We start from the raw sequence: 16,199 nt of genomic DNA, 5'->3' as shown, positions 1-16,199 counted from the left end.
AAGCCAGCTGGTTCAGCAAACCATAATTCCGACTGTGCGGCGTCCACTGATTCATGCATGTAAATGTGCGAAGTGACCACGGTACTTCCTGCACGTCTTAGGGGGCAATGGAGTCGCCAGCCGCACGGCGTCCACGGGAGATGCCATCGGGACCGACTTCCCAACCATTAGGGCGCTTACCATAATGAGGGAAGTTCATATGCTGTTCAATTACGTGCATGCGCCGAGGAGCCTTCGCGCCCCGTGAGGACGCTGCGACTACTCCGATGAAGCGGGAATCTCCGGCGAACCAGATATCCTCAATCTGGGCCTTCAGATGAGGCTTGGCTCGAGGAGCCATACGCCTCGACCACCATTCCAGGCGCAGGTGCCGGGTAAAAACCATCGGCAGCCACTGTTCTGGGTCAGCAGGATTGGGAAACTCGAACCAGCCGTAGTGCCTAACGGCGACATCCGGTCGATCAGTCAGCCCGTACGGAACCCCTCGCATGAGCTGCCATCTGGAGGTTCGCAAGACGCGCAGCATCGACAGAGCTGCCGGGAAATAACGCAGCTGCGTCAGTGCGCGGTAGGGCGCATAGATGAAGTACGGGAGAAAAACCCAGACGATCCAGTCGGCCGAGTACACCGAGACGCCGAACAGGAGCACCCAGCCGCCTACCCAGCCAAATAGACCGACCACGTTCATCGCCATGTGTTTGAGCCAAGCTCGACGAGTCGGCGGATGATCCCATGCAGTCGTACAGGCGACAGGCTCCATGGTTCCCTTCCTCATAATCAATGACAGATCACGTACCGTGCAATGTCCACGAGGCCGCCACCGTCAAGAACGAGGCGTGAGCCGTCAATGCCGGCAACGGTGCCGTCTTTGATCCCGTCGTCTTCTGCGTCCACGACCTTGTTGTACAGGCCAAACCCGCCTGTTCCGACGCCAACAATCGCCGAAGTGCCAGAAACAACACTGGCTGCTCTGCCGGGATCACTGAATCCTCGTACCGCTCGGGCGACCATTGAGTTCTCCAGGGTAGTGATTGCTCCAGCCTCGTCGACAATCCTCGAACCGTAGGTACCGGCCCGTTGCCAGAAATCCAGAACCTGCCCGCTCCGCCGAACGGCTCGCGTAGCTTCGAAGGAACCCTTGGCCACCGCCGCGATACCGGGCAGAGCACCGGCAGCATCTGCTCCCACGGAAACGGCATTGCTCCAGAAGTCGGCATCAAGCTCTCCCTTCGTCATGCCGTCCCACAAAGACGCCCGCACTTCTGGATCTGCGAGCCGCAGCCCAAGCGCCGCAAGGCTCAGCCCGGAAGCCGTGAGCATCAAGGCAGCAACCGTCGCGATGCCCCATCCCAACGGTCCAGAAAGAAGGAGCGCCACAACCCCGATCGACCCCGCCACGAAACTGAGGATGTCCGGCAGGTTGTCGCCCAGCCAGTCGAGTACCTCGTCGAACCAACCCGGCTCGTGCGGCACCAGCTTCCGCGTCGCGTCCCGGATCTTCCGCGCCCGGTACCCGGCCTTCTCCTCATGTTCCTCGGCCAGCCGTTCCGCCCTGCCGATGATCTTCCGAAGCTCGGCCTCGGCGTCGTCGAGGTCGCCGTTCGCCCGCGTCAGAGCCTTGCGCGCGGTGTCCCCGTCACCCCCGCCCGCCCGCTCCACCCGCCCCCGTGCACGGTCCACCACGGCCTGGGCGTCCTTCGCGTCGCCCTCCAGCTTCCTGGCCCGCCGCTGGAAGTCGTCGAGTTCTCCCTCCCAGCGGTCCAGCTGTTTGGCCGCCTTGCGGACCGAGTGCGCCGCGTTCTTGAGGTTCAGCGGCAACGGCCCGCCATCCAGCTGCTCGCGGAAGGCGACTGCGGCGTCGCCCTTCCAGTAGCTGCCGTCGAGAAGCTTCGTGACGAGGTCGTACGCCTCCTGCAGTACCTTCGCGCACCCGCTGAGCTTCTTCTCCAGCCCGCGCACGCACTCCGTGTCCCCCGGCACCGGATTGAAACCGAGGTGCGGGTACTCCGGGTTCGGAATGGGCGGCGCGGACTTGAGCCCCTGGGGCTTGCCCAGGTCCGCCCGCGACTGCGGGTCGAGCGCGGCACCGTACTGGTCCTCACCGGCGGCGACGGTCACTTCTCGCCGCCGCCCTCGGCCTCGCGGGACCGCCGCATCGCCGCCTCGAGCGCCTGATCGACCTCGAGGTAGCTGTCCTTGCTCTTGCCGATGATGTCGGCAAGGTCCTCCGTCTGCTTGCCGATCTCCTCGGAGCCGTACTTCCAGTCCTCCTGGAACGCCTCGCACGCCGAGTCGAGCTCATCCGTGCCCAGCCCGACGATCGTCGCGTCCGACAGCGCCTTCCGCACGCCCTTGAGCGAAGTCGACGACCGCGTCAGCGACTTCATGAACCGCCCGAGTTCGTCCCCGTCAACGGCAAGCCGCTCAGCCACCCGCCCGCCCCTCTCACCGGTCCACTGCACCGATGAGAGGAACGATGACTTCCGGTTTTCGTGACGCCCAAACGCTCGCCACCGCCCTGAGGACTGGCGGGACCGCTCAGCGGTTGACAGCCTGAATCTCCTGAACGACGACGTCCTGGGTGGCGCCGAACGTGCCGTCGGGCAGGTCGCCGCCCGCGCCGCCGGTGCCCGTCCAGTGGATCTTCCAGGTGACCGTCGCCTGGAGCGGGAATGTTCCGTCGCCGGAGGACCGCAGGTACTTCACCCCGCACTGCGGCGTGTCGTCCGCCTTGCCCTTCTCGTACGGCGCCCCGATACGGCCGCCCTTGATTTCGCAGACTCCGGATGCCGGGTAGGTCACGGCGTCCGGGGTGCCCGCCTTGATCCGCATCGAGACCGGCTCCGCCGTGGCCGTCGCACTGATGCCGATCTCCTGCACGGAGGCGGTGACCGACACCGGTTTGAACTCGGCACCGTCCAGCCACGCCCACGTCGGAAGGTTCACCTTGGTCGCCTCGGCGGGCGCGAGCGTCACTTCCGTACCGGGAACGCGGATCTCCGCGTAGGCGAGCTCGGCGAGGACTTCGGGCGTGACGGCGTTCTCCTTGTCCGCGGGCGGAGGGTCACCCTTGTCCACCCAGAAGTAGTCCGTGTCGCACTTGTCCCAGCCCGGCGGGAAGCTCTCGTTCACGTACGAGCCCCACCAGAAGCCCTTGCCCGTCTTGTCCTTGTGGAAGCCCTTCTTCTCGTCCTTCGCGTTGTACTTCTTCCGCTGCTCGGCGTCCCACTGGTAACCCGTGGACTCGGCCTCCCAGATGGGCTCCAGGTAGTCCTGCAGTTCCTGGGGCGTGTACTTCGGGGCATACCAGCACGCCGGCGGCGACCACGACGTGGAGGACGTCACCGCACCTACGGAATCACCACTGCCGTTCTTCGAACGGTCAAAGACGACACCGCCGACCGTGACCGAGACGGAGCCATCGTCTCCCGTGTCGGCGTGCTGTTCGGTCTGTCCGTCCGTTCCGCCGCCAAATCCCTTCTCTGCGTGAGCAGGACCAACCGCAGAGAGGAGTAGGGCCGCAAGCCCCAAGGGCAGTGCCAAGGAACTTCGGCGATTCATGGCTGGCACTTTGCACTCCCCCGTTCCGAAGCCAGTCGCTCCGTCACCCAGACGCCCTTGCTGTTCTTGCGCAGCGTGCTGGCATACACGACGTAACTGTCCTTCGTCACCTGCGTGACGTCAGTCTTCCCTGTCTTGAGGAACTTGTTGAACGATTTACTCTGGTCCTCGCAGTAGACAAGTGCGGCGGTACCGTCATCCTTGACGTTCACGCTTTCGCTGTAGTAGCGAGTCAATCCGGTCGTACGAGCCTTGTGATCGACAAAGTCCTGAATATACTTTTCACTCCCGGCGGCGGCCTCACCTTCGGAGTAGAAGCGGTAGGCCTTGTGCAGCGGGTCCTGCTCCGCGATGGCCATGTCCACGGCCCTGATGCGTTGTTCGGCATCACGTAGCACCGCATCCTTGACTGGATCGCCAGTCTTGCCCCACTCGAACTTGTACGTCACGTCGGCCGGCAATGTGATCTTCGGCCGCTCCGGTTGAGCCGGAGCGGCTTCGCTCGATGGCGTCGACGGCTCACTACTCGTGTCCGCTCCCGCGATCTCGTCCTCCCCCTTGCCGGGGCTGTCGTCGCTGCCGCACGCGGACAGCGTCAAGGCCGCAGTGGCGGTCAGCGTGAGCGCTGCGAGCAGGGTGGGTCGGCGGCGAATCACGGTCAGCTCCTGGGTGGGACGGGGCATCTCCTCAGCGAGGCAACGCTATCCACAGGTGTTGAGGGACACCAGAGTGAATCCCAACCTGCGCGACACCCTCACTACGTCCGGCGCCGGGCCGCCACTCCCGCAGAGATGATCTGAGACGTCTGCCAGCCACCGTCGGCATTCTTGTCGAGCCTGGTGTTGCACCGGACGTAGCTGTCCTTGGGGGCGGGCGTCTTGGCGACCTTGCCGGTCTCCTTGTCCCTACTCCCTCTCAGGGTCTGTCCCGGCTATCGCGGCGTCGGCGGCACGCATTCGCTCCGCATTGTCGGCGAGAACAGCATCCTTTACCGGATCTCCGGTCCCGGCACTCTCGAAGATCGGCTTCAAGTCCGTCAGACGCTCCACGTCGGCTCGGCCGGCTGCCTCCGTAGACGAGGGGGACTCACCTGGCGATTCCGACGGTTCGCTGCGTGCCTTCGCCGTCGTGCTCTCGTCCTTTCTGACAACGTCAGGGCCGCAGTGGCGGTCAGCGTGAGCGCTGCGAGCAGGGTGGAACGGCGGCGAATCACGATCAGCTACTGACTTGGACGGGGGTTGTCCTCTGCCCGGAGGCTCTCTGGCCCCATGTCAGGTCTGCTCAAGGGCGGATACCTTCAACTCGGGAGCGGACCCGGTGGGCAATGGTGAAGGGCAAACGTGAAGGGCAACGGCATGGGGCGGCGGCGCTGGGTGGACGGAGTGGGCACGCTGATCGTGGAGGGGCAGGCCGGTGGCGGGGCCGTCCGCGTTCCTCTGCAGATCGCGGGTTCCTATCGCGCTCGCACCAAAGGGCTGCTGGGCCGCGACTCCGTCGACGGGGCGATGCTTCTGACTCCCGCCGGCAGCGTGCACACGTTCCGGATGCGGATGCCCATCGATGTCGCCTACCTCGACCGTCGGCTCGAGGTCATCGCCGTACGTACGATGCGTCCCGGCAGGCTGGGGCTGCCCCGGCTGCGTGCGCGGCACGTGCTGGAGGCGGAGGCCGGGGCCATGGCCGGGTGGGGGGTGCGGGTGGGGACGCGGATCGCGGTCGAGGAGGAGAGGTAAGCAGGGAACGGCGGCACGACGTCCGTCGGGGCGCAGCTCGTGTTCTCGTCGGGCTTCTAGCTGTGCGGGACTTCCTCGACCACGGTCTCCGCGAAGCGCCACGAGCCGCGGTTGCCGGCTGCCTCCGCCCGCAGGCCCATCTCCCAGGCGATTCGGGCGGCTCGCCGGTGGGACACGTCGGGATAGTCCTCGGGGTTGGCCTTGATGTACCCACGTCTGTCGGAAGGGCAGGTCCGTAGAGCCTGCCGCAGGTTCTCCTCTTGCTGCACGGGGGTGGTGTGATTGCGGGTGACGGCCTGGTACGCCTTGCGCAGGCGGGCTGTCGGCTCGCGCGCGTCTCGCCGCTTCGCGGTGTCCGACCCCCTCCATGCCATCCAGGCGACCGCGCAGAGCGCGGCCAAGCCGAACGCCCCCGCGCCGACGAGGTCGCCGGTCGCGTCCGCCTGTCCCGGTGTCTGGGGGCGCAGTTCGCCTTCGGGGTCCTCGATCACGGTGACGGTCTGGCCGACGTCGTACGAGTCGGACATGGACTTCAGGGCGCTGCCGGGGACGCTCGTGCCGTCCTGGTGCTCCAGCTCGTAGTTGTGGTCACGCGCCTTGCGTCCCTGTGCCGGATCGAGCCACTCCTTCACGACCGTCGCAGTGACCCGATTGCCCCGCTGCTGCAGGGTGAGGTCGTCGCGGGCCCCGGCGGCGACATACACGCACATCACAGAAGCGAGCACGACGAAGAGGGCCGCACCGGGACTCGACTCCGTTGCCCCCAACTTCTCGATCAGCGCCATGAGAAGAAACCCGTGGACGATGAACAGGAGGGTCTGGAGGGCAGCTCCCACCTCGTCCTCCAGCAGGTACATTCCCGCGATGACGGCGAGCACGTAGCAACTGATGCCGACCGCCGGCAGGACCGGACGCCGTGCACGTCTCTCGCCCGCTGTGCCGTCCGGGTCCGCGGCGCCGCTCATGCTCGTCACTCTCGTTCCTCCGGTGGGCTGACCGTCGAACACGTCAACATACTCAGCCCGGTGTTGCGTGAGACGCTCGACGGCCGCCGAAGCACGCTCGGACGCGGCAGCACCCGTGCGTCAGGGCGAGACGATGTGGAGGAGTGCCGTGCCGGCCGGGGAGGTACGTGAGGCAGCCCTGGACCGGGAAGCGGAGGGTCACGGGTTTGGTCACCGTGATCTCGCAGTCGCCGTCTGTGCAGACACTGACGTCGGTGGCGTGCGTTGCGGGCGGGGAGGGTGTGGGGGTGCGTCGCCCGGTGCCGATGTGTTGCTGCATGCGGCCGTCGTGAGCACCGTCTGGGCCGCGAGGGTCGTCAGGCCGCCGGTGCGGGAGCGCGTTCGCCTGTTCATGGGGCGTCAGGGCTCCGAGCGCGGGAAGGAGACCTCCACCCTGCGGTTCTTCTTGCGGCCGGCCTCCGTCGCGTTGTCGGCGATGGGGTACTGCTCGCCGTAGCCGCGGACCTCGTAGGTGATTCCGGCGTCGTCGAGGGACTGGGACAGGACGTCGTGTACGGCGTTGGCGCGGCGCTTGGAGAGTACGTCGCCGTGGGCGGAGGAGCCGAGGTTGTCGGTGAAGCCGAAGACGCGGACCCTTGTGGCGTTCTGGTTGCGGATCTCTTCGGCGATGCCTCTGATGCGGGACTTCGCCTCCGCGCCGAGTTTCGAGCTGTCCTTGCCGAACAGCACCTCGGCCTGGAGTGCGAGGGTCACGCTCGTGTTGGTGTCCTCGCGGCGTTCGTCACCGCTCTGCTCTTCGACCACCGACTTGATGTCCAGCACCTTCGCCTGCGCGAGCGTGGCACCGTCGGGGAGCTTCAGGTCGGGGTCGTTGGGGTCGACCTTCACGGGGGCGGAGGCGGAGGGTTCGGTGCCCGGGGGGTCGTCAGCTGCGTGGGACTGGATCGTGCCTACACTTGCGGCTGTCAGCACTGACGTGGTGAGAAGCGCCGTGACGCGGATATACGTCATTGTTCGCCTCATCCGGAGATCTCAATGGGCGCAGAAGCGAACGTAGGCAGTTGAAACGTGACCTTGACCGTGTCTGTAGGAGGCGCCGGGAACTGCATGAAGACAGGGATTGATACTCCCGGCTTGATCCTCGGCATGTCTGTAGTCGTCAAGGGGCGGCCATCGGTGTCACGAAGCACGTAATAGCGCTTCTTCTTGGCGGGGTCCACGAGCGTGGCGCCGCCGAGTGATCCACCGTGGCGCATGATCTCTGTTTCGTCGCCCCTTGTTTGGATCGGGACACGCGCCGCCTCAGCACCGTCGTTCTTGATCTCGCCACTCACCGTCACGAATCCCCCCGCGTCACGTTGGGCGGAATCGATGGTGAGCAGTAGTCCGTTCTCGCCTCTGAGTTCGGCCAGCGACGAATCGGTCCCCTCTTGAGCAGTGGGGTCCGACTGACTCTCTGCGGTGGCGGACGCTGATGCCTCAGGCCGCTTGTCGTCGCTGCCCCCACCACTGCAGCCGCTCACGCCGAGTGCCAGCCCGACCGCAATAGTCAACGCAGTCAGTTCTCTGCGGCCCCTCCCGGCCCACCAAATGCTCATCACTCCGCTCCCTTTTTCGCTCTTCGTCCCGACTAGCTGTCGGCCAGATGTACGTCGAACAAGTCCTGGGGCTTCGGCAACTCCGGACTTTTCTCCGGATCCAGTTCCCATTCCTGATCCTCACAGGTAAGTCTGGGAGGAACGTCGTCCTTCCCGTCCCCATCGGGAGGCTCGACCTCACAAATGGGTTCGATCACCGCAAGAGCAGAGGCGTGCGCGCGCTTGTTCTCCGTACCTGGGACGATCGACTTCCCGACCGGATCGTCTGCCGTGACCTCCACCCTGTATCCGAGTCGACCGTCTGGTGCACAGGCATCGACATGGGCGTCGTTCCGCGAAGCAAGTTGAGCAGCACGCCAGCACGTGTCATCGAGATCCGCACCTAGCCCGTTGAAAATGCGCTCCCAAGAGGCCGGATCGCCTACGTTCTCCACCCATTCCCCAGCGAGCTGATCGCGGGCTTCCTGCGCCGCAGCGAGCGCGGCCGCATCGGCTGCCGTCTGCGCCCCGCTACGGTTCGCGGCAGCTTGCCCGACCGCGAGGTACGCAAGCGCGAGAAAGAGCAGGCCTGCCACCACTGTGATGTAGATGGGGAAGGCCTGCCCTGCATCCCCTCGACTGAAGTGCGGCGTCAGCCGATCAACTCGTCGATCTTGTCCGTGATTGCGTTGTAGATCGTCTCGCCGATGTCCGTCCCCGTGATGGCCAGTACGATTGCCACCACCACCGCGATGATTCCCAGGTACTCCACCGCCGTCTGGCCCCTGTCCCTGTGGCGGTCGGTGGTGTGGGTGTGCAGGTGTGCGGCGGTGGTGCGGAGCCAGTTGGTCATGGTGTTCCCCTCCAGGGTGGGCGAAGCCGCGTTCCTCGTGCGGAACGTACGGGTGGGCGGCGGGGATCGGCTGGCTGGTCGTGCCGGACGTCGTGGCGTCCACGATCTCCACCCCCCTTGCGCTCGGTTGGGACCTCGGCCTGTCGGGAGTACCAGACAACGACTGTCCCACAGGCGATTGCAAGTGCGAAAGGTTTTGTGCGGAAAGGGCGCTACTGAGGCCAGAATCCATGGTTGTTGATGTCAGCGTTGCGTGTGCGATCGCACTGTGATTGTTTACGTGCCCCTCCCCTCCCGGGTGTCTGACCGCCATGTCGCCGTCCCTCCTCCCCTACTCGCCCGTGATCGTGCCGAAGTCCGTCCCCGACCCCAGGATCAGGCCCGCGCCGAGGAGGATCATCGTGGCCGGGACCATGAACGTCGTGATCATCAGCGTGGCCTTGGGGACCGCGCGGGCGGCCTTGCGGCGGGCGTTCTGGGCGTCGGTGCGGCGCATGTCCTTGGCCAGGGAGACCAGGGTCTCGACGATGGGGGCGCCCAGTTCCTCGCCCTGCTGAAGTGCCGTCACGAACATCGCCACCTGTTCCGAGTCGTTGCGCCGGCGCAGTTCCGCGAAGGCCTCCCGGCGGCTCATGCCGAGGTCCATCTGGCGCAGCGTGATGCGCAGTTCGTCGGCCCAGGGCCCCTCGTACCGCGTCGACACCCGGTCCAGGGCCTGGCGGAAGCCGAGGCCCGCGCTGACCACCACCGCGAGGACGTCCAGGAAGTCGGGGAGCGTGCGTTCGATGACGTCCCTGCGGATGCGGATGGCCGACCAGATGCCCACCTCCGTCCAGAAGGCGCCGAAGGCGAGGAGGAGCAGGGCGACCAGGTACTGGCCCCGGAGGAGGAAGACGAGGAAGCCCAGCGCGCCCAGGAAGCCGTAGACCGCGCGGCGGGCGGCGTAGCGGTCGATGGTGAGGCCGCCGGGGTTGCCGGCCAGGTCGATCCTGCGGCGGTACCTGGCGACCAGGGCCGGGCCCATCAGGCGCAGCACGGCGGGGGCGTAGCGCATGCCCATGCGGTCGATGAGGGAGTGCGCCGCGCCGGTGCGGGTGGCGCCGACCTCCAGGGCGAGGGCGAGGTCGTCGGGGAGTCTGGCGTCCGCACGGTACATGCGGATGCCGGCGAAGGCGCCCCAGACGCCCATGGCCATGAGGAGGGCCAGGAGTATCGCGGGCAGTGGGAGTCCCATGTGGGTGGCTCGCCTCCTCTCAGACGTCGATGCGGGACAGGCGGCGGATGAGGACGAAGCCGACGGCGTACAGCGCGAAGGCCGTGATCACCGCGATCTGGCCGGCCGGGGAGCCCGTCATGCGTTCCAGGGCACCGTCCTTCACCCCGTTCATCAGGAACAACGAGCCGATGCCCAGGACGGGGACGGCGTATGACGTCATCGTGACCTGGGACAGCTGGGTGCGGACCTCGCGCCGGGTCTCCTTGCGTTCCTCCAGGGTCTGGGTCAGGTTGCGCAGCGCGCTGACGACCTGGCCGCCGGCGCGGTTGGACAGGACGAGGGTGGTGACCAGGACCACCAGCTCGCGGGAGGGGAGTCGGCCGGCGAGTTCGCCGAGGGCGTCGTCCATGGAGGCGCCGATGGCCAGTTGGTCGGCGACCTTGCCCAGTTCCTCGCCGGCCGGGGCCTCCAGTTCCTCCGCCGCCATGCCGATCGCGGTGCGCAGGGCGAGGCCGGCCTGGGTGGCGTTGGCGAGGATGCGGGCGAGTTCGGGGAGCTGGTTGATGAACTTCTCGATGCGTTTCTGGCGTTGCCAGTTGAGGAACTGGATCGCTGCGCCGATGCCGAGGACGCCTGCCAGCGGGCCGAAGAAGGGGGCCAGCGCCGCCTGGCCGATCAGCCACAGGCCGGCGACCGTCGCCAGCATGTATGCGAAGAACTCGCCGGGGGTCACGTCCAGGCCGGTCGCCGACAGACGCCGTTCCAGGTTCCGGCCGAGCCCGGTGCGGCGCAGGCGGCGGTCCAGACCCGGGAAGCGGCGTCGGCGTCCGGCCGCCGGTGTCCGGCCGGCCGCGGTGAGACGGTCCACCAGGGCCGCGCGCTGGGCCTTGCCGGCGGCGTAGGAGTGCAGACCGATGACCGCCAGGACGCAGGTCAGCAGCGTGATGCCGGTGGTGAGCGTGACGAGCGTGTCCAGTTCCATCGGGCGGTCCTACCTGGCTTCTCGGGTGGTGAGCTGTTCCGGTGTGCGGGCCACGCCGAAGACCTGCGGGACGGGCTGGCCCGCCATGTAGAGGCGCTCGGCGGCACGGTGCGGGAGGGGGTGGTACTCGTACGCGCCGAGGACGCGGCCGTCGGGGGTCGTCGGGCGGGCCTTGAAGCGGGCGACCGTGGCCAAGCGGTAGGGCTCGCCGCCGTGGCTGGCCAGCAGGGCGATCTCGGTGATGCGGCGGGCGCCGTCGGCGAAGCGGGTGAGCTGGATCAGGACGTCGACGGAGCTGTTGATCTGGTCGTGCAGGGCGACGAAGGGGATTTCCACGTCCGACATCGAGGCCAGGGTCTGCAGGCGCATCAGGGCGTCCTCCGCGCTGTTGGCGTGGACGGTGGCCAGCGAGCCGTCGTGGCCCGTGGACATGGCCTGGAGCATGTCCAGGGACTCGCCGCCGCGCACCTCGCCGACGACGATGCGGTCGGGGCGCATGCGCAGTGAGTTGCGGACCAGGTCGCGGATGGTCACCCGGCCCTGGCCCTCCACGTTCGGCGGGCGGGACTCCAGGCGGATCACATGGGCCTGCTGGAGCTGGAGTTCCGCCGAGTCCTCGATGGTGATGATCCGGTCCGACTCCGGGATGAGGCCGGAGAGGGCGTTGAGGAGGGTCGTCTTTCCGGTGCCGGTCGCGCCCGAGACGATGATGTTGAAGCGGGCCTGCACCAGGCCGGCCAGCAGGTAGAGCATGTTCTCGTCGAGCGAGCCGAGGCCGATCAGCTCCTGGAGGGTGAAGGAGCGCGGGAAGCGGCGGATGGTGAGTGTGGCGCCGGTGAGGGAGAGCGGGGGGATGATGACGTTCACCCGCTCGCCGGAGGGGAGGCGGGCGTCGACCATCGGGTTCGACTCGTCCACGCGGCGGTTGACCGTCGAGACGATGCGCTCGATGGTCTGCATCAGCTGGTCGTGGGAGGCGAAGCGGAGGGGCAACTGCTCGACGCGGCCGGCGCGTTCCACGAAGATCGCGTCGGGTCCGTTGACCATGATCTCCGTGATCGAGGCGTCTTCCAGCAAGGGTTCCAGGATGCCGAGGCCCAGTGCCTCGTCCACGACCCGGCGGATCAGCTGGGAGCGTTCGACGGTCGACAGGACCGGGCCCTCGCGGCTGATGATGTGCCCGAGGACCCGTTCCAGGCGGGCCCGGCGCTCGGCCGTGGCGAGCGAGCTCATCTCGGCGAGGTCGATCTCCTCCAGGAGTTTGGCCCGGTAGGACGCGACCAGGTGTCCGTCCTCGCCCCGGCTGCCGTGCTCCTCGGGGGAGTGGATGCGTGCGCGCAGGCTCATGCGTCCTCGGCTCCTCGGTCAGTGGTCCAGCGGCATGGTGGCCGTCCGGGTGGCGTCCCCGAAGTCCCAGCCGGGGACGATCGAGGGGATGTGGACGGTGGCGGTGACCGTCACCTCGTTCCCGCCGCCCGGCGACGGGCAGTCGGTACGGTCCGCCAGCCAGCTGCTGACGGCCGCCGCACACGCCGCGTCCGCGCTCTCCCCCAGCGAGGCGTTGCGCGCCCCCGCGCGGGCCGCCGTACCGGCCTGCTGGGCGGTGTACGCGATCAGGCCGAGCTGTACGACGGCCATGCCGACGAGGACCAGGACCGGGAGGAAGCCGAGGTACTCGATGGCCGCCTGGCCCCGGTCCCTCGCGCGTCCCCGGTGGGAGTGCGGCATCTCAGTCGTCCTCCTCTTCCACGGCCCCCGCGTGTCCGTGCACGGTGAAGGGGACGCTGACGGTGCCCGGGAAGAGGATGGGGACCTTGATGCGCACGTCGGCGGTGACGTATCCGCCCGCGGTGCCGCAGTTCACCTCGGCGCCTCCCTCCCAGGAGCCCGGCAGCTTGTCCAGGCCCGCCTCCCGGCACGCACCGTCCCGGGCCCCGCGCTCGGCCGCCGTCGCCGCCCGTACCGCCTCGTCGGCAGCATTCCCCGCGAGCGTGTACGTGTATCCCACGAGCACGAGCTGCCACAGCACCACCAGCGTCGCCACGATCACCGGGGTCATGCCGAGGAACTCGACGGTGACCTGGCCGCTTTCGCCGTCCCGGGCCGGTGTCCGGCCGCGTAACACGCTCACCCCGCCCCCTCCTTCCGGCGCCGGAAACCGGTCGCGCCCCGGTCCGGCCGCAGGCGCCCGTGGCCCTTGCGGCCGCCGTCGGGCACGCCGGCCAGGCCGAGTTCGCCCGCGAGGGTCCAAAGGGCCTGCTTCACGGTGCTCTTGGCGTCCAGTTCGTGGACGCGGCCCGCGTCCACGGCGCCCTGGAGTTCCTTGAAGTTGGCCGGGACCGTGGTGGCGGCCATCGCCGTGCCGGTGATGCGCTGGATCAGCGGGGGCTGGATCTCCGTGCCCCGCGTGTGCCGGTTGACGACCACGGTCGTCTCCTCCGCCTTGCGGATCTGCAGCCGGTCCCACATCCGCACCGCCCGCTTGGCGCCCCGTACGGCGACCACGTCCGGGGTGGTGACCAGCAGCGCCGTGTCGGCCGTCTCCACGGCGGCCGCGCCCGCCCCGCCGAGCTGGGCGCCGCAGTCGATGACGACGACCTCGTACCGGGAGCGCAGGGCACCGACGATCTGGCGGGCGGCGCGGTCGGTGACCTCCTCGCCGCGTTCGCCGTCGCCGGGGGCGAGCAGCAGGGCGAGCCCGCTGTCGTGGCGGAAGACGGCGTCGGCCAGGACGCGCGGGGAGAGGTCGGTGATGGTGGCCAGGTCGGCCACGGATCGGCGGAACTGGACGTCCAGGTAGGAGGCGACGTCGCCGGTCTGGAGGTCCATGTCGAGCAGTGCGGTGGACCGGCCCGACGCCTGTGCCGCCAGGGCGAGTTGGATGGCGGTCAGCGTGGCGCCGACACCGCCCTTCGCGCCGCTGACGGTGACGACGGTGCCGCCGCTTCCGGTGAACACGTCGACGGCGCTGCCGAGGTGCCGGCGTACACCCACCGACCACTGGGCCACCGCCTGGACGCGGCTGGCGAGTTCCTCGTAGCCGAGCGGGAGGGCGACCAGGCCGCGGGCGCCGTAGTCCATGGCGGCCTGGAAGAGGCCGGGTCCTGGGTCGGAGGTGACGAGGATGACGCCGACGGCCGGGAAGCGCAGGGCGACCTCGCGGATCAGCTCCAGGGCCGGGACCGGGCCGATGCGCTCGTGGACGACGACGACCTCGGGCAGTTCGTCGACCGACTCGGCGGCGAGGCGGGCCAGGGTGTCGACGAGCTGGGTGGAGTCGGCGACCGGCGCGACCGGTTCGGCGTCCGGCAGCTGACTGAGCAGCGACGTGAGGGACCGTACGGCGTCCGGGTCGCCGACTGCCGGGAGGATCCTCGTGGCCATACGGCTCTCACTTGTCCTTCGCGAGTTCGTACGTCCGGTCCTTGTCGGGGACCGTGGTGTCGCCGCCGGGAGCCACCAGTGCGAGCCGGACGCGCCGCGCGAACGACTCGGCGTAGGTGATGCGCTGGGCGTCGATGGTGGACAGGGCGAAGGTGATGGGGACGGCGTCGGTGGGTTCCCGGTCGCGGCTCTCCTCGTCGGGCTCGAGCGAGGTGAGTTCGCCGACGTCGATGACCTTGGCGTTGGTCACGATGATCTTGGACTGGTCGGGGTCGCCCTCGCGCTGTCCCTCGAAGGTGGCGTACACGTTGACGCTGGAGCCGGGGGTGATCTTGCCGGCGACGCCGGTCGCCGCATCGATCATGATGGCGACCTCCTGCTGCCCGGGCCGCAGGGCGGGCGTGTCGACGATCATGTCGGTCTGGAGCAGCGAGCCCGCCTTCAGCCGGGTCACGGCTGTCTTTCCGCGGACCTGGGACAGGTCGGTGACGGCGTTCTCGGACAGCCAGCGCTCGGGCATCTCGGACTTCTCGAACTGCGCCGCGTCGAGCTCCGTGTAGGGCTCGATGTCGGACTTCAGCCGGTACGCGGTCACCTCGGGGCCGACCTTGGACTTCACGTCGTCGATGACGGACAGCACGCCGGCGAAGGCGCCGAGGGCGCACAGGACCGACAGGATCAGCAGGATGATGCCGCGGCGCTGACGGGAGTTCATGGGCCGTGCAACCTCATTGGGGGGTCGGATGTCCGGACGGACGGACGGGCGGGGGCCGGGTCGGGCGGTGGCGGACGGGGCGCTACGGGCCTACCCAGTCAGGGCTCGTCTCTCACGGCGGCGGCCGAGGGCGGGATCACGGCGGTGCCCCAGCGCACGGTCCCGGCCGGTCCCGTCGCCGCTCCCCCGTCCGCCGTCGGCGTCGTACACGGGCGGTGTCGCGGAGCAGAACACGCAGCGGTCGCCGATGACGTCGATGCCGCACCAGTGGCAGGCGCTCTGCCGAACGGACGTGACCAGTTGGTAGAGGACCGACAGGTCGGGGAGGTACGCGCAGAACTCGGTCAGCCGACCCGTCCCCCACCAGTCCGGGGACTCCGCGGGCAGCGCCGCCTCGCGCAGCCCCTGTACACGCCAGGACGGGGCGAGGGTGCCGGTGACCCAGTCGGAGGTGAGCTGGCCCTTGGCGACCAGCAGCGAGGTGCCGAACTCGGGCCCGGACAGGGTGGCTTCGGGGCCGATGCGTACCAGTTGCGGCTCGGGGTGGGCCACGACGCCGAACTGGCTGCCGGGCACCCAGGACCTGGCGTGCGCCTTCAGGTCCACCGGGACGCGGTCGAGCCGGGCGACGGAGCCGAGGAGCGCGCCGGCGTGGATGTAGTGGGTGAGCAGGCGGCCGGCGGAGGCTAGGACGCCGGGGCCGAGGTCGCAGGAGGCCAGCTGGCGCAACTGGCGGGCCAGTACGGCGATGCCGAGCGGCGGGAGGGGCGGCCTGAAGAGGGCGATGCGGTCGGTCTCCAGGAGGGCGCGGACGGTGTGGAGCCGTCGCTCCACGCTCGCCGGGGCGGCCTGGGAGCACACCACGATCACGTGTCCGCACTGGTCGACCAGCGTCTGCAGCTCGGCCAGGACGTGCTCCAGGGGACGCCGGCCGGCGTCCTGGAGGACGGCCGCGGGCAGCGTCCGTTCGTCCTGCGGCGGCAGTGCCATGTCGGCACTGGTCACGGCAATGGCAGTTGGCACGCGCGGCTCCCCGTCTCCCATGCCCGTCGGTCCGCCGGTGTTACTCCGGCACACCCGGATGACTTCACTGCGTGACTACCTGAGCACTGTATCCACGCGCCTGTGACCGGAGAACAGCGTTTCTGCAGCTGCCGAACATCTTGTGTCGCACAAGTTGCTCCAAAACGGGGCAGGTTGAGCATTTTCGAGG

At 68.3% G+C, this 16,199-nt stretch carries 19 protein-coding genes; 1 reads left to right on the top strand and 18 read right to left on the bottom strand.

Annotated elements, in window-relative coordinates:
* Window positions 1-97 precede the first annotated feature (97 nt).
* The 5 genes from ACIQFU_RS05660 to ACIQFU_RS05640 all read right to left on the bottom strand — a co-directional run bounded on the left by ACIQFU_RS05660 (window position 98) and on the right by ACIQFU_RS05640 (window position 4,244).
* The gene (locus ACIQFU_RS05660; protein WP_402549182.1) at window positions 98-694 is read right to left on the bottom strand and encodes a hypothetical protein; all 597 of its coding nucleotides are present in this window, start codon (window positions 692-694) and stop codon (window positions 98-100) included.
* Between the two features lie 83 nt (window positions 695-777).
* On the bottom strand, window positions 778-2,118 hold the full coding sequence (locus ACIQFU_RS05655) for a hypothetical protein (protein WP_402549181.1): 1,341 nt from the start codon (window positions 2,116-2,118) through the stop codon (window positions 778-780).
* A complete protein-coding gene (locus tag ACIQFU_RS05650; protein ID WP_402549179.1) occupies window positions 2,115-2,432 on the bottom strand; it encodes a hypothetical protein in 318 nt (105 codons plus the stop codon). The genes ACIQFU_RS05655 and ACIQFU_RS05650 overlap by 4 nt, the downstream gene beginning before the upstream one ends.
* A gap of 106 nt (window positions 2,433-2,538) precedes the next feature.
* A complete protein-coding gene (locus ACIQFU_RS05645; RefSeq protein WP_402549177.1) occupies window positions 2,539-3,561 on the bottom strand; it encodes a hypothetical protein in 1,023 nt (340 codons plus the stop codon).
* Window positions 3,558-4,244 (bottom strand): hypothetical protein, encoded by a 687-nt coding sequence (locus ACIQFU_RS05640; protein WP_402549176.1) that lies wholly within the window; start codon window positions 4,242-4,244, stop codon window positions 3,558-3,560. The genes ACIQFU_RS05645 and ACIQFU_RS05640 overlap by 4 nt, the downstream gene beginning before the upstream one ends.
* A gap of 672 nt (window positions 4,245-4,916) precedes the next feature.
* Here ACIQFU_RS05640 and ACIQFU_RS05635 point away from each other — a divergent pair.
* Window positions 4,917-5,294 carry a DUF192 domain-containing protein gene (locus ACIQFU_RS05635; RefSeq protein ID WP_402549272.1) on the top strand — a complete coding sequence of 126 codons (378 nt, stop codon included), beginning with the start codon at window positions 4,917-4,919 and terminating at the stop codon, window positions 5,292-5,294.
* A gap of 56 nt (window positions 5,295-5,350) precedes the next feature.
* Here ACIQFU_RS05635 and ACIQFU_RS05630 read toward each other — a convergent pair whose 3' ends face one another.
* From ACIQFU_RS05630 to ACIQFU_RS05570, 13 genes are all read right to left on the bottom strand, one after another.
* Window positions 5,351-6,259, bottom strand: coding sequence for a hypothetical protein (locus tag ACIQFU_RS05630; RefSeq protein WP_402549175.1), 909 nt, complete (start codon window positions 6,257-6,259; stop codon window positions 5,351-5,353).
* 399 nt (window positions 6,260-6,658) lie between these two features.
* On the bottom strand, window positions 6,659-7,282 hold the full coding sequence (locus tag ACIQFU_RS05625) for an OmpA family protein (protein ID WP_402549174.1): 624 nt from the start codon (window positions 7,280-7,282) through the stop codon (window positions 6,659-6,661).
* Entirely contained in the window at window positions 7,279-7,857 is a 579-nt protein-coding gene (locus ACIQFU_RS05620; RefSeq protein WP_402549173.1) for a hypothetical protein, read from the bottom strand. Before ACIQFU_RS05620 ends, ACIQFU_RS05625 begins: the two co-directional genes overlap by 4 nt.
* A 32-nt stretch (window positions 7,858-7,889) precedes the next feature.
* A complete protein-coding gene (locus ACIQFU_RS05615; RefSeq protein WP_402549270.1) occupies window positions 7,890-8,492 on the bottom strand; it encodes a pilus assembly protein TadG-related protein in 603 nt (200 codons plus the stop codon).
* Window positions 8,489-8,689 (bottom strand): Flp family type IVb pilin, encoded by a 201-nt coding sequence (locus ACIQFU_RS05610; RefSeq protein ID WP_402549171.1) that lies wholly within the window; start codon window positions 8,687-8,689, stop codon window positions 8,489-8,491. The genes ACIQFU_RS05615 and ACIQFU_RS05610 overlap by 4 nt, the downstream gene beginning before the upstream one ends.
* A 331-nt stretch (window positions 8,690-9,020) precedes the next feature.
* Window positions 9,021-9,923: a DUF5936 domain-containing protein gene (locus tag ACIQFU_RS05605; RefSeq protein WP_402549170.1), complete on the bottom strand. Its 903-nt coding sequence runs from the start codon at window positions 9,921-9,923 to the stop codon at window positions 9,021-9,023.
* A 19-nt stretch (window positions 9,924-9,942) separates the two neighbouring features.
* A complete protein-coding gene (locus tag ACIQFU_RS05600; protein ID WP_402549169.1) occupies window positions 9,943-10,887 on the bottom strand; it encodes a type II secretion system F family protein in 945 nt (314 codons plus the stop codon).
* Window positions 10,888-10,896: 9 nt separating this feature from the next.
* Window positions 10,897-12,234, bottom strand: coding sequence for a CpaF family protein (locus ACIQFU_RS05595; RefSeq protein WP_402549167.1), 1,338 nt, complete (start codon window positions 12,232-12,234; stop codon window positions 10,897-10,899).
* Between the two features lie 18 nt (window positions 12,235-12,252).
* Entirely contained in the window at window positions 12,253-12,615 is a 363-nt protein-coding gene (locus ACIQFU_RS05590) for a TadE/TadG family type IV pilus assembly protein (protein WP_402549166.1), read from the bottom strand.
* A gap of 1 nt (window position 12,616) precedes the next feature.
* Window positions 12,617-13,018 carry a TadE/TadG family type IV pilus assembly protein gene (locus ACIQFU_RS05585; RefSeq protein WP_402549164.1) on the bottom strand — a complete coding sequence of 134 codons (402 nt, stop codon included), beginning with the start codon at window positions 13,016-13,018 and terminating at the stop codon, window positions 12,617-12,619.
* The gene (locus ACIQFU_RS05580; protein WP_402549162.1) at window positions 13,015-14,271 is read right to left on the bottom strand and encodes a CpaE family protein; all 1,257 of its coding nucleotides are present in this window, start codon (window positions 14,269-14,271) and stop codon (window positions 13,015-13,017) included. The genes ACIQFU_RS05585 and ACIQFU_RS05580 overlap by 4 nt, the downstream gene beginning before the upstream one ends.
* 7 nt (window positions 14,272-14,278) lie before the next feature.
* Window positions 14,279-14,986 carry a Flp pilus assembly protein CpaB gene (gene cpaB, locus ACIQFU_RS05575; RefSeq protein WP_402549161.1) on the bottom strand — a complete coding sequence of 236 codons (708 nt, stop codon included), beginning with the start codon at window positions 14,984-14,986 and terminating at the stop codon, window positions 14,279-14,281.
* Between the two features lie 90 nt (window positions 14,987-15,076).
* Window positions 15,077-16,030 (bottom strand): hypothetical protein, encoded by a 954-nt coding sequence (locus ACIQFU_RS05570; RefSeq protein WP_402549160.1) that lies wholly within the window; start codon window positions 16,028-16,030, stop codon window positions 15,077-15,079.
* Window positions 16,031-16,199 lie beyond the last annotated feature (169 nt).

Origin of the sequence: Streptomyces sp. NPDC093065 (assembly GCF_044754585.1) — a bacterium.
GTDB lineage: Bacteria > Actinomycetota > Actinomycetes > Streptomycetales > Streptomycetaceae > Streptomyces.
The sequence above is the reverse complement of the archived record's forward strand: the minus strand, read 5'-3'. Positions and strand labels throughout refer to the sequence as shown.

Bases quoted from the DNA above. Each gene is read 5' to 3' on its own strand.
- ACIQFU_RS05595 (WP_402549167.1), bottom strand. From the start codon at position 12,234: ATGAGCCTGCGCGCACGCATCCACTCCCCCGAGGAGCACGGCAGCCGG.
- ACIQFU_RS05630 (WP_402549175.1), bottom strand. From the start codon at position 6,259: ATGAGCGGCGCCGCGGACCCGGACGGCACAGCGGGCGAGAGACGTGCA.
- ACIQFU_RS05625 (WP_402549174.1), bottom strand. From the start codon at position 7,282: ATGAGGCGAACAATGACGTATATCCGCGTCACGGCGCTTCTCACCACG.
- ACIQFU_RS05620 (WP_402549173.1), bottom strand. From the start codon at position 7,857: ATGAGCATTTGGTGGGCCGGGAGGGGCCGCAGAGAACTGACTGCGTTG.
- ACIQFU_RS05645 (WP_402549177.1), bottom strand. From the start codon at position 3,561: ATGAATCGCCGAAGTTCCTTGGCACTGCCCTTGGGGCTTGCGGCCCTA.
- ACIQFU_RS05590 (WP_402549166.1), bottom strand. From the start codon at position 12,615: ATGCCGCACTCCCACCGGGGACGCGCGAGGGACCGGGGCCAGGCGGCC.
- ACIQFU_RS05640 (WP_402549176.1), bottom strand. From the start codon at position 4,244: ATGCCCCGTCCCACCCAGGAGCTGACCGTGATTCGCCGCCGACCCACC.
- ACIQFU_RS05570 (WP_402549160.1), bottom strand. From the start codon at position 16,030: ATGGGAGACGGGGAGCCGCGCGTGCCAACTGCCATTGCCGTGACCAGT.
- ACIQFU_RS05600 (WP_402549169.1), bottom strand. From the start codon at position 10,887: ATGGAACTGGACACGCTCGTCACGCTCACCACCGGCATCACGCTGCTG.
- ACIQFU_RS05610 (WP_402549171.1), bottom strand. From the start codon at position 8,689: ATGACCAACTGGCTCCGCACCACCGCCGCACACCTGCACACCCACACC.
- ACIQFU_RS05580 (WP_402549162.1), bottom strand. From the start codon at position 14,271: ATGGCCACGAGGATCCTCCCGGCAGTCGGCGACCCGGACGCCGTACGG.
- ACIQFU_RS05605 (WP_402549170.1), bottom strand. From the start codon at position 9,923: ATGGGACTCCCACTGCCCGCGATACTCCTGGCCCTCCTCATGGCCATG.
- ACIQFU_RS05635 (WP_402549272.1), top strand. From the start codon at position 4,917: ATGGGGCGGCGGCGCTGGGTGGACGGAGTGGGCACGCTGATCGTGGAG.
- cpaB (WP_402549161.1), bottom strand. From the start codon at position 14,986: ATGAACTCCCGTCAGCGCCGCGGCATCATCCTGCTGATCCTGTCGGTC.
- ACIQFU_RS05660 (WP_402549182.1), bottom strand. From the start codon at position 694: ATGGCGATGAACGTGGTCGGTCTATTTGGCTGGGTAGGCGGCTGGGTG.